Below are 11,025 nucleotides of genomic sequence, written 5' to 3'. Positions count from 1 at the left end.
CGGTTTGAACCTCAGATGAACTTGATCCGCCGTGCCGCGAACGCAGTCATGCGCAGCAGCAGCACGCCGTGTCGGAAGCGCTGGATATTGGTTGTGCCATAAGTCCGCATTCGATAGCGGATCGGCACGTCCACGATTTTCAGGTTCAGCTTCGCAGCGCCGAAGATCAGGTCAAAATCACCGAAGGGGTCGAAATCACCGAAATAGGCTCGGTTTGCCGCGATTTTCTGGTAGTCGGTGCGGCGGAGCACTTTGGTGCCGCAGAGTGTGTCCTTGATCGGCTGGCCGAGCAGCCATGAAAACGCGAGGCTGAAAAATTTGTTACCCAGCAGGTTGAGAAAACGCATCGCCTGCTTTTCCATCGGGTACACCAGCCGCACGCCGTTGGCGAAGTCGGCCTTACCCGTTGCGACGGCCTCGTAAAACCGCGGCAGATCCTCCGGCGGTACGGTCAGATCCGCGTCCAGAATCATCAGAACCTCGCCCGTCGCCTGCTCAAATCCCAGACGCACTGCGTCGCCTTTACCCTTGCCTGTCTGACGAAACAGTCGGCATCGCCGCTGCGGATTTTCAGCCATCACGCGCTCGATCGTGCGGTAGGTGTCGTCGCTCGAATGCCCTTCGACGAAGATCAACTCTGTACCGCGTCCGATCTCCGGTGTGCGTGCCATGATCGCAGCGATGTTTCCCGCTTCGTTGCGTGCCGGCACGATGATGGAGACGCTGGGTGCGTCGCCTGATGGTGCTGCGGTTTGCCGGGTGGATGCGGCGCAGTCCGCCGGCCGGGCGACGATGAAGTTAGTCAGCGCGGACAGATGAAACGGCCAGAGCCGGGCGATGTAGCGGTTCGCCAGTGCGTCGAGACCGGGCGTAGTGACTGGCCATATGATCTCGCTCCAGGAGCGGAAAGTTTCAAAGCCGGCGAGCGTGAGCAGGCCGCGCAGGTCGTCGGTCGTCAGCCAGTTCTGTTCACACGCCGGATTCGCCAGACGCAGCCGGCGGGCGGCGCGGAGAGGCAGTTCCCAGAGGCGACTGAAGAAATTGAGAATGATCCGGGTGCGGTCGTGGGTCATTGGCCGGAGTCGTTCCAGCACGGTCTGCACATCCCAGAGATCGTTGACGATGTCCGACAAAATGATGGCGTCGAATGTCTCGTTGAGCGCGAAGCAGTGGGCATCGGCGATGAGGAACCGCAACTGAGGATGTGCGGCTGCGGCCTGTTGGATCATTCGTTCGGAAAAATCGATCCCCATGCCGTATGACGGCTTGACTGCTGCCAGGAGGTCACCCTTACCGCAACCGACTTCGAGCACACGCTGACCCGGCGCGATGAGGTGACGGTAGATTTTGTTCAAACGGCGGTGATAGTAGCCATTGACCTTCAGCCCCCGTCGGCCGGCGGCGACGCGATCCCAGTGCTCCCGACGGGTCCGCTCAAAATTTTGCTGGCTTTCGTCCAAGTCGTGCTTTCACATGTCCGTCAGCGACGCATCCCCGCGTCAGCCACGGAAAATACAGAGAAACCAATAACCTCCCAACTGCCTTTCCCGACAGGCGCAAGAGGTAAGAAACAGCCTATGTTAGCGATTCTTACGTCCTCTCTGAACGGGGCGTTCACTTGACGCGGAGCGACGCTTCATTTAGTTGTGTTACATGGAAGACAACCCTATCCGCTCCTCCGCTGGATCATCCAGCACGAATAAGATCATTGCTGACGGCATCACTTTCGATGATGTGCTCCTCCTGCCCGCCCGCAGCGATTTTCTGCCCAACCAGACCGATACTTCGACCCGCCTGACCCACAACATCAGACTCAACATCCCTCTGCTCTCTGCCCCGATGGACACCGTCACCGAGTCATCGCTGGCGATCGCGCTAGCGCAAGAGGGCGGATTGGGCGTCATCCATAAAAACCTTCCTATCGAAGCGCAGGTCCGCGAAGTGCTCAAGGTCAAGCGATCCGCCAACGGCATCATCACCGATCCGGTCACGCTTCCCCAGGACGCGCCGGTGAGCGAGGCCCGCCGATTGATGCGTGAGCAGAATGTTTCCGGAATTCCGATCACGGAAAACGGCAGCCGCGATGGACGAGTTGTCGGCATCCTCACCCGGCGGGATATGAAATTCCTCGGCACCGAAGACATGCCCATCCGGGAAGTGATGACGAAAGATCGTCTCATCTCCGCGCCGCCTGATACGACGCTCGAAAAGGCGGAGAGCATTCTCAATCAAGCGAAGGTTGAGAAACTCCTCCTGCTCGATAAGGGGGGACGGCTGACCGGCCTGATTACGATGCGCGACATCGACAAACTGGCGCAATTCCCGCTCGCCTGCCGCGACGACCGCGGTCGGCTCCGTGTCGGTGCGGCGGTCGGCGTGCAGCAACTCGATCGGGTCGAAGGGTTGATCAAAGCTGAGGTGGATGTAATCGTTGTGGACACCGCGCACGGCCACAGTAAAAACGTCATTGAGACCGTCCGTGCGATCAAGAGTAAGCACAAGATCGACGTAATCGCCGGAAACGTGGCGACCGAGCAGGGAGCCCGCGATCTGATTTCCGCCGGTGCGGACACGGTGAAGGTCGGTATCGGTCCCGGCTCGATTTGCACGACGCGAATCGTCAGCGGTGTGGGCGTGCCTCAGATTACCGCGGTGATGAACGCCTGCCGCGGTGCGGCTGCGACGAACACGCCGGTGATCTCCGACGGCGGCATCCGTCACAGCGGTGACATCACGAAAGCCATCGCCGCCGGTGCGAGCTGCGTGATGCTCGGCTCGCTGTTTGCCGGTCTCGATGAGAGTCCCGGCGAGCTTGTGATCCATGCGGGCCGACGTTACAAGACCTATCGCGGCATGGGCAGTGAAGGTGCGATGATGGCCGGCTCGGCGGACCGCTACGGTCAGGCCGGTGTCAAGACAACGAAAAAATTTGTGCCTGAAGGTGTCGAGGGCCGTGTACCGTATCGCGGACCGCTGAGCGATTTTGTTTACCAACTCGTCGGCGGATTACGGGCCGGCATGGGGTATTGCGGCACGCCGACCATTGAGCAGCTCCAGCGCGACGCGCGGTTCTGCCGCGTGAGTGGGGCGAGCCTCGCTGAGAGCCATCCGCACGATATCACGATCACGAAAGAAAGCCCTAACTACACGATCGAGTATCGCGGGGAGGAGTAGCAGGTAGCTCGTCTTTTGCAATTCTGAGGCGATACGTCGTGCGGGTGCCCGGTTTGATCGACGACCACGGCAAGCTGTATTTCAATCACCTTCTCCACGGATCCACCCATGCCCACCTGGTTTGACCGCATTGCTTCCACGCTTCAATCATCGGGATACGAGTCACGTCAGTGGAAGACTGAGACGGGACGACTGCTCGTGACGCCTCACGCGGCACGAGTGCTGGCGTGTCAGATCGAGGGAGTTGAGGGCAACCTTTTCTGGCATTCTCCCGACTTGGAAGATCCAAATAAGGTAAAGGCTCGCTTTAACGCTGCCGGTGGTTGTGGCGGCGATCGCTTCTGGCTCGCGCCGGAAGTGGCCTTCATGTGGGAAGACCTGGCAGCTGCACGCATCGAACCCCTGAAGTCCTACCGATTACCCGGCGCGATGGATCCTGCCGACTGGAAGATCGTCGAAGACTCCGAGGGTCACCTGCGCCTGACGACCGAAATCCGGCTCACCGATTTTCGCACGAAGAAAAAGATCGCGCTCCGCGCGGATCGACGCTTTGGTACTTCACAGCCGCCGGACGGTCTGCCTCGTGGATTGCGCGGGATAAGTTTTTCCATTACGAATACGCTGACATTGCTGGAGAGTGATGCCGGTGCGGTCGTCGGCGGGTGGGATTTACTGCAACTCCCGCCGGTTGGCCAGTTGATCTGTCCGACGGTGACGCGCGTCAATCCGCCGCGCAGCTATTACGACCCGTTTGGCGATAGGCACGTGATCTGCACGGATGACCATGTGCGTTTTGTGATTGACGGCAAACATCGGATCAAAATGGGACTGACGCCGACGCAAACGACGGGACGCATGGGATACCTGCGCAAGGCGGGTACAGTCTGGACGCTGATCTTTCGCACATTCGCGCCGCTCCCGGGCGAGCCTTATGTTGATCTGCCTCGCGCGAGTACGGAGATATTCGGCGGCGATGCGTTACAGGCTTACAACGATAAGGATGACGGCATATTCGGCGGCTTCGGGGAAATGGAGTATCACGACCCGGCACTGGTCGCCGGGCGGACCCCCTCGACTCGCAGCGGTTCGAGCGTGACTCACATCCTCGCAGGGGATCAGGGTGCGATTAACGAAGCGGTAAGGCTGCTTCTGGGTGTGAGGTTGTAAGGAAGCTGGTTGATTTCATCGTCTGCTACGGCGATGCGACGACGATCACCTCGCCGGATATGAATTCCCTTTTGCCGGTTACGCAGTCGGCGATGACCTGTGCGACTTCCTCCGGGCTGAGCGTTTTGTCATGCGCGATTTTTGATTCGTCGAACAAGCCGCGGAGCATGGGCGTTTCCACAGCACCGGGCGCGATAGTGACCGCGCGGACGCCGATGGCTGCGCCTTCGCTCGCGGTACAGCGGGTGAACATGTTGATGCCGATCTTCGCCGCAGCATAGATCGAAAAGCCGGGAAAGGGGTCGATGCTCGCCATGGATGAGACATTGACGATGGTGCCCGACTTTTGACGGCGAAACACCGGCCATGCGGCAGCGGTGAGGTTGACGACATAGGACAGATTCGCGTCGATGCAGTTGCGCCAGATCTCAGGCGTGATCCGTTCGATCGGCTGGAGCGGGGCGGTACCGGCGACGTTTGCCAGAGCGTCGATGCGACCGAAGGCTCCCAACGCATGATCCACGATGCGGCGCGTCTGTTCCGCGTCGGTGAGGTCTGCGGGAAGGACCAGCGCTTCGCCGGATGCAGCTTTGATTTTCGCAGCAGTGGCTTCGAGCTTGGAGCGTGTGCGGCCGACGAGCACGACGTGATAACCAAGGGCTGCGAGTCGCAGACTCGTGCTGCGTCCGATGCCGCTGCCGGCTCCGGTAACGATGACACAGGGTTTAGAAGGCATAGCGATTCCTCAAAAACGCTAAGCGTAACGAGGAAAGCCTCTGAAGTGACGCCGCTATACTCTCACCATGCCAAACAGTGGGACCATCCGGCTTTTTCGCGTCTTGAACATCAACGTATATCTCCATTGGCTCTGGCTGCTCATGGCGTATTACCAGGTCTTCAGCCGTCAACAGGATCCGGTTTTAGCGTATAGCCGCTGGACATGGGCTGCTGCGGAGTATGTCGGGCTGTTTGTGATTGTCCTCCTGCATGAGTTTGGTCATGCGCTGGCGTGCCGATCGGTGGGCGGTACCGCCAACCGGATCGTCCTCTGGCCGCTCGGAGGTGTCGCGTTCGTAAGCCCGCCGGCTCGCCCCGGAGCGCTGCTCTGGAGCATCGCGGCCGGTCCGCTGGTGAATCTTCTGCTCATCCCGGTCACGCTGGCGCTGGCGATTGCGGTCGGTGTCGTCTGGAATGATGGGTTTCATCAGATCACCGACATCCGAAAACTTTTCTTCATGCTGGCGTGGATCAACGTCGGCCTGTTCGTGTTCAATATGCTTCCGGTGTATCCGCTTGACGGCGGACAGATTCTCCAGAGCATTCTCTGGTTTTTTATGAAGCGCAGTACCAGCATCGCAATCGCAGCGGGGATCGGTCTTATCTGCGCGGTGCTGGGTGGACTCTTTGCGCTTCAGCAGGAAGATATCTGGCTCGGCGTAATGGCCATCTTCGTCGCCATGCAGGCGTTTCAGGGGCTGCGCATCGCGCGGGCACTGCGTGCCATGGAGAAGGCGGATCGTGAGCGAGTCAACATCGAGCCTTGGGCGGAAATCTCATCAGGAGGAAATAATCATGGTAGGTAATTTTGAATGTCTTGTACGCGACATCGAAGGCGCGGAAGGCCCCTGTGTGGATTTGGATGGGCGTGTCTTCATGGTGGGGCCTAATCATGGGCGTGTGCTCGAAGTGCGTCCCGACGGATCGACCCGTGACATCGTGAAATACGACGGCATCCCTGCGGGCCTCCAACTCGACCGTAACGGCGACCTCTGGTGTGCCGACATGAAGCGAGGAATCCTGCGCGTCGGACTCAATGGCAAGCTCTACGAGGAAGGTGTAACTTTCGAAGGCAAGCCGATCCGGGGTTGCAATGATTGTTCGTTCGACAGCGAAGGCAATCTTTACGTCACTGCACCTGCGGGATCAGGCGCGGATAAGCCCGTAGGTGAACTTTTCTGTCGGTTGCGCAACGGCAAAATCGTCAGACTCGACGGCGGTTATCAATTCTGCAACGGTCTGGCTGTCAGTGCTGACGACCGCACGCTGATCGTGGCGGAGACGATGACCAAACGGCTGTATGCCTTCGACATCCGCGAACCGGGTGTGGTAGCCAACAAGCGGCACTGGGGTACGCTCTCGGGTAACGAGGAGGGCGGGCCGGACGGTATCGATTTCGATGACGCCGGCTATATGCTTGCGACCAACTGGGGCGGCTCGTGCGTGGATGTATTCGATCCGGCTGGCCAGCGCATCGGTCGGATCGACACGCCATTCAAGCGGCCGTCGAACATCCACTTCACTGGTCCGGGGCACACAACGATTCTGATCACCGAGCACGACACGCACGGCCTCTGGCGGACGACGTGGCAGCGCGCGGGGCAACGACAATATGGGTGGAAATGATCGAGCCGGCCATTACCCGGCTGTCGCAGCCAGGGTTTCATCCACAGACCATTCAGCGCCGTCACGGCTGACTCGCCGGTAGAGCGTGTCCCGCTCGATCGGCTGATATCCGGCTTCGACGATCGCCTTGCGGAGATCGCTTACGCCGACCTCCTGATGCGTGTCGCTGCCGCCGACTTTGGTGATGTCGTACCAGACCACCGTACCGTCCATGTCATCGACGCCGAAGCGCAGGGCGAGCTGGCTCAGTGCCAGCGTCTGCATGATCCAGAAGGCTTTGACGTGCGCGAAGTTATCGAGCATCAGGCGGCTCGTCGCCAGCATGCGCAGATCGTCGAGTCCCGTAGGTCCGGGCAGGTGCTGTAATTCGGAATCGTCCGGGACGAAGGGCAGCGGAATGACCGTTTGAAACCGTCCGGGAAGTCCTTCACGGATGGCCGCATCCTGCGCGTCACGCAGCATGAGAAAGTGCTGGACGCGGTCTTCGAGGCTTTCGATGTGACCGTAGAGGATCGTCGCATTGGACATCAGGCCGAGCCGATGGGCCTCGCGGTGGACAGCCAGCCACATATCCGAGCGGATTTTCCCCTTGAACGCCGCGTCATGTACGCGATCATCGAAAGTCTCCGCGCCGCCTCCCGGCAGCGAGCCGAGACCGGCATCTTTCAAATCCGACAACACCCCGGCAATGTCACGGCCACGCTTGTCGATTCGCGCCAGGTGTACGACTTCGACGGCGGTGAAGGCCTTGATATGCAGCTTTGGCGTTGCCTCACGGATCGCCCGGAGCATGTCGGTGTAGTAGGTAAACGGCAGATACGGATGAAGTCCGCCGACGATGTGCATCTCGGTGGCACCGGCGGCGGCGGCCTTCTTCGCTTCGGCTACGACATCCTCGATCGAGTGCTCATAGACCCCGCCGCGAGGATCATCCTTCTTGCGATAAAAAGCACAGAACTTGCACGACAGCGCGCAGAGGTTGGTGTAGTTGAGGTGACGGTTGATGTTGTAATAGGCCGCCTTGCCGTGAAGCTGCTCGCGGACCTCGTTGGCCAACTCGCCCAGTGTCCAGATGTCATGCGTTCGCAGCAGCACCAGGCCGTCTTCCGCGTCAAGGCGAATCCCTGCTTGCATCTTTTCAGCTATTTTTTGCAGCGCGCGGTCCACGCAACCATCTCCAGAAAACCCGACTTGGGGGTAATCCCAGATCATAGAGCACAGGCTGGCGGAAAGGTAGTACCGCTGCCGTCTGAGTCGCGCCCAGTGCCGTAAGGATGCTCGGAGTTTGACAATCCGCACGTCACGCCGCGACACTCCACCGCATGCGGATCATCGGCCACGGAATCGACATGGTGGAGACTTCACGGATCGCCCGGATGCTCGAACAGCACGGCGAGGCGTTTCTCACCCGGTGTTTCACTGCCGCCGAGCAGCTTTACGCCAGTGATAAGCAACGACGCATCGAACACCTGGCGGGACGATTCGCCGCAAAAGAGGCGATCCTCAAGGTACTTGGCACCGGCTGGTCAGGCGGTATCGCATGGACCGATGCGGAAGTGGTTCGGCAACTCTCGGGTAAACCAGCGGTGGTGCTGCACGGCCAGTGCGCGCGGATCGCCCATGATCTGGGTATCGATCAATGGTGGGTCAGCATCAGCCATATTTCGACGCATGCGATCGCCAGTGCGATCGGGGTAGGTACGCAGTAAGAAAAGGCGTCGGCAAACTTCACCTTTCGTTGTGCTGTTTGCCGATGCCACCGAATAGCCGATTGCTTCCTCGTCGCTTAGAGTAAAGACATGTTTCGTCGCCGCTCTACACCGCCGCCTTACGAGGTCATGGGGGGACCGCCCCGTGCCGGTGGTCCATCACGGCCAGCACCGCCCGCCGCGGCACCGACACGACCGGCGTCGTCTCCCGCACCTTCTGCACCCGCAGCTGCGACAGGCAGCAATCCCAGCTCAGCCGCCGCACCCGTTTCGGCTGCTCGCGGCTCAGCGTCCGCCAGGCCAACGACGACTCAGGAATGGGTTGCCGGTGCCAGACGTCCGGTGGTGATCCGGATTCCCCGCGCGGGGATTCTGCTGGCTGCGTTGGCGTTGATCGTCATCCTTTTTGCCGCCTACTGGGTGGGATGGCTACGCAGGGACAGCCAGCTCAACCGGCAGGCTCAGGTTGCTGTTCAGAATCAGGCCAACGAGCGAACCGCCGCCCTGCAAAACCTCGGTAATCAGCCCGGCACGCCTCGCTCCACAGCCAAACCTTTGACGGGATCGACTAATACCACGGCTGGTAAGGTTCCCGTCAACGCCGGAGCATCGAGTGGAACGGGTACGGCGACACCTTCGCAGCCTCAGAATGGGCTTTATTATTTTGTGCTGGCGACGACCAATCAGCCGGGGGCGGAAAAGCTGGTCCGGTTCCTGATTGACAACGGAGTTGATGCAGCGGCAGTTTCACGCAATAATGGCCGATCTTTCCAGGTGCTGGCGCTCCGCGGCTTCACCCGGGACGAGGTCAAAGCCTTGGCGTATCGTGACTACGAGAAGCAGCTCCACGCCGTCGGTCGGCGTTGGGCCAACGCCAGCAGGGGCAACAAAGACCTCAGCGATATGTACATCCCCGCGGACCCGTACCAGGGCGAGCCTACACCCGCGCCGCCCGCCAACAGGACCAAGCCACGATGAGCCTCGACCGCAGCCTCAAGACCGGATCCGGCCTTTCCCGTCACCGTAACGTCCTCTCCCGCGCCGAGCGCATTGGTCGCCTGACGGAGAAGGGCAAGTTCGACATGACATCGAGCAGCCCGTTGAACCTGCCGAAGGTGGGCAACCGCAAGGCAGCCGTAGCCAAGGCCGCGAAGAAAGACGCCGCAGCCGAAGGTACGCCCGCCGCTGGTGGTGCCGCTCCCGCTGCCGGTGCCAAGGCCGCTGCACCCGCCGCCGGCGCCAAAGCAGCTGCTCCTGCTAAAGCAGCCGCCCCCGCTGCCAAGGCGAAGAAGTAACCGGTCTCGAAGCCCTCGGTCGGCATCACTGATCCGGCTGGTGGGAAACTATTGGTTGCATCGTCGCAGGCTTTCAATTTCAACCATCTGGTCAACGGGTTTTCCATGTTCGACCCCGAACGCTTCATTACCCCTCGCCTCCGTGCGATTGACGCCTCCGGGATTCGCCGGGTGTTTGATCTGGCTGCGAAGCTCAAAGACCCGATCAATCTCTCCATTGGCCAGCCGCACTTCGACGTGCCCGATCCGGTGAAGCAGGCCGCCATCGCCGCGATCCAGAAAGGCCAGAACCGCTACACCGTTACGCAAGGCGCAGCCGATCTGCACAGCAAGGTCACGCGACAGATCAAGCACGAGTTTCCCAACTGGTCCGAGCCGTTCGGCACGCTGATCACTTCCGGCGTCTCCGGCGGATTGCTCCTGGCCTTGATGACCTGCGTCGGACCTGGTGATGAAGTGCTGATCCCCGATCCCTACTTTGTGATGTACCGCCACCTCGTGACACTCGCGGGGGCGAAGGCGGTTTACATCGACACCTATCCGGATTTCCAGCTCACGCCTGCACGGGTCGAGCCGCACATCACGCCGCGCACGAAATTGTTGCTTTTCAATTCACCATCGAATCCAACCGGTGTCGTCGCTACTGACGCTGCCTGCCTTGCGATGGTCGAACTGGCGGAAAAGCACAATTTCCTGCTGCTCTCCGATGAGATCTACGACGAGTTCTGTTACGAAAAAACAACTCGAAAGCTCGCTGACGGCAGCACGGCGCAAAAATGTCCCTCGCCTGCGGCCTACTCGCCCAACGTGCTGCTGCTCCGTGGATTTTCCAAGACCTATGGCATGACCGGCTGGCGTCTCGGTCACGCGGTAGGACCGACCCGAATCATCGAGGAAATGACCAAGCTTCAGCAGTATTCATTCGTCTGTGCGCCGTCGATGGCGCAGATGGCCGGAGTCTCCGCGCTCGATCTGGACATGACCCCCTTCGTCGAACAGTACCGCAGGAAGCGCGATCTGGTCGCGCAGCGATTGAAGGGTACCTTTGAACTGACGACACCGGGCGGTGCGTTTTATGCCTTTCCCAAGGTGCCGGATCGGTTGAAGCTGACCGCCAGCCAGTTTGTCGAAAAAGCCATCGCGCGTTCGCTGCTCATCATTCCGGGCAGCGTCTTTTCCAGCCGTGACACGCACTTCCGCATCAGTTACGCCTGTGATGAGAAGATGCTTGAGAAGGGGCTGGACGTACTGGTGGATCTGGCGCGAGCTTGATCGGA

General features: G+C 60.1%; 11 protein-coding genes. 8 read left to right on the top strand and 3 right to left on the bottom strand.

The window, feature by feature from the left end:
- Window positions 1-11: 11 nt before the first annotated feature.
- Entirely contained in the window at window positions 12-1,460 is a 1,449-nt protein-coding gene (locus tag IT444_03050) for a glycosyltransferase (protein MCC7191737.1), read from the bottom strand.
- Between the two features lie 193 nt (window positions 1,461-1,653).
- Here IT444_03050 and guaB point away from each other — a divergent pair, with 193 nt between their 5' ends.
- Entirely contained in the window at window positions 1,654-3,174 is a 1,521-nt protein-coding gene (gene guaB, locus IT444_03045) for an IMP dehydrogenase (protein MCC7191736.1), read from the top strand.
- Window positions 3,175-3,282: 108 nt separating this feature from the next.
- Window positions 3,283-4,341 carry a hypothetical protein gene (locus IT444_03040; protein ID MCC7191735.1) on the top strand — a complete coding sequence of 353 codons (1,059 nt, stop codon included), beginning with the start codon at window positions 3,283-3,285 and terminating at the stop codon, window positions 4,339-4,341.
- 25 nt (window positions 4,342-4,366) lie between these two features.
- Here IT444_03040 and IT444_03035 read toward each other — a convergent pair whose 3' ends face one another.
- Entirely contained in the window at window positions 4,367-5,077 is a 711-nt protein-coding gene (locus tag IT444_03035) for an SDR family oxidoreductase (GenBank protein ID MCC7191734.1), read from the bottom strand.
- A 67-nt stretch (window positions 5,078-5,144) separates the two neighbouring features.
- Between IT444_03035 and IT444_03030 the strand changes: the two genes are divergently transcribed.
- Together IT444_03030 and IT444_03025 are read left to right on the top strand one after the other, a co-directional pair.
- A complete protein-coding gene (locus IT444_03030) occupies window positions 5,145-5,924 on the top strand; it encodes a site-2 protease family protein (GenBank protein MCC7191733.1) in 780 nt (259 codons plus the stop codon).
- Entirely contained in the window at window positions 5,914-6,744 is an 831-nt protein-coding gene (locus tag IT444_03025; protein MCC7191732.1) for an SMP-30/gluconolactonase/LRE family protein, read from the top strand. The genes IT444_03030 and IT444_03025 overlap by 11 nt, the downstream gene beginning before the upstream one ends.
- Before the next feature lie 12 nt (window positions 6,745-6,756).
- On the opposite strand, the gene IT444_03020 is transcribed toward IT444_03025, so the two are convergent.
- On the bottom strand, window positions 6,757-7,911 hold the full coding sequence (locus IT444_03020; protein ID MCC7191731.1) for a CofH family radical SAM protein: 1,155 nt from the start codon (window positions 7,909-7,911) through the stop codon (window positions 6,757-6,759).
- Window positions 7,912-8,066: 155 nt separating this feature from the next.
- On the opposite strand from IT444_03020, the gene acpS reads away from it, so the two are divergent.
- The 4 genes from acpS to IT444_03000 all read left to right on the top strand — a co-directional run bounded on the left by acpS (window position 8,067) and on the right by IT444_03000 (window position 11,020).
- Window positions 8,067-8,453, top strand: a complete 387-nt coding sequence (gene acpS, locus IT444_03015) for a holo-ACP synthase (protein MCC7191730.1) — start codon at window positions 8,067-8,069, stop codon at window positions 8,451-8,453.
- A 90-nt stretch (window positions 8,454-8,543) separates the two neighbouring features.
- Window positions 8,544-9,431 carry a hypothetical protein gene (locus IT444_03010; protein MCC7191729.1) on the top strand — a complete coding sequence of 296 codons (888 nt, stop codon included), beginning with the start codon at window positions 8,544-8,546 and terminating at the stop codon, window positions 9,429-9,431.
- Window positions 9,428-9,748, top strand: coding sequence for a small basic protein (locus tag IT444_03005; protein MCC7191728.1), 321 nt, complete (start codon window positions 9,428-9,430; stop codon window positions 9,746-9,748). Before IT444_03010 ends, IT444_03005 begins: the two co-directional genes overlap by 4 nt.
- A 105-nt stretch (window positions 9,749-9,853) precedes the next feature.
- Complete coding sequence (locus tag IT444_03000; GenBank protein MCC7191727.1) at window positions 9,854-11,020, top strand: aminotransferase class I/II-fold pyridoxal phosphate-dependent enzyme; 1,167 nt, start codon at window positions 9,854-9,856, stop codon at window positions 11,018-11,020.
- Window positions 11,021-11,025 lie beyond the last annotated feature (5 nt).

It is taken from the genome of Phycisphaeraceae bacterium, assembly GCA_020851465.1.
Taxonomy (GTDB): Bacteria; Planctomycetota; Phycisphaerae; order Phycisphaerales; family Phycisphaeraceae; genus JADZCR01.
This window is presented reverse-complemented; position numbering and strand designations above follow the sequence as displayed.

Excerpts from the sequence above, each read along its gene's own strand:
- guaB (MCC7191736.1), top strand. The coding sequence starts at position 1,654 with ATGGAAGACAACCCTATCCGCTCCTCCGCTGGATCATCCAGCACGAAT.
- IT444_03040 (MCC7191735.1), top strand. The coding sequence starts at position 3,283 with ATGCCCACCTGGTTTGACCGCATTGCTTCCACGCTTCAATCATCGGGA.
- IT444_03035 (MCC7191734.1), bottom strand. The coding sequence starts at position 5,077 with ATGCCTTCTAAACCCTGTGTCATCGTTACCGGAGCCGGCAGCGGCATC.
- IT444_03030 (MCC7191733.1), top strand. The coding sequence starts at position 5,145 with ATGCCAAACAGTGGGACCATCCGGCTTTTTCGCGTCTTGAACATCAAC.
- IT444_03025 (MCC7191732.1), top strand. The coding sequence starts at position 5,914 with ATGGTAGGTAATTTTGAATGTCTTGTACGCGACATCGAAGGCGCGGAA.
- acpS (MCC7191730.1), top strand. The coding sequence starts at position 8,067 with ATGCGGATCATCGGCCACGGAATCGACATGGTGGAGACTTCACGGATC.
- IT444_03010 (MCC7191729.1), top strand. The coding sequence starts at position 8,544 with ATGTTTCGTCGCCGCTCTACACCGCCGCCTTACGAGGTCATGGGGGGA.
- IT444_03005 (MCC7191728.1), top strand. The coding sequence starts at position 9,428 with ATGAGCCTCGACCGCAGCCTCAAGACCGGATCCGGCCTTTCCCGTCAC.
- IT444_03000 (MCC7191727.1), top strand. The coding sequence starts at position 9,854 with ATGTTCGACCCCGAACGCTTCATTACCCCTCGCCTCCGTGCGATTGAC.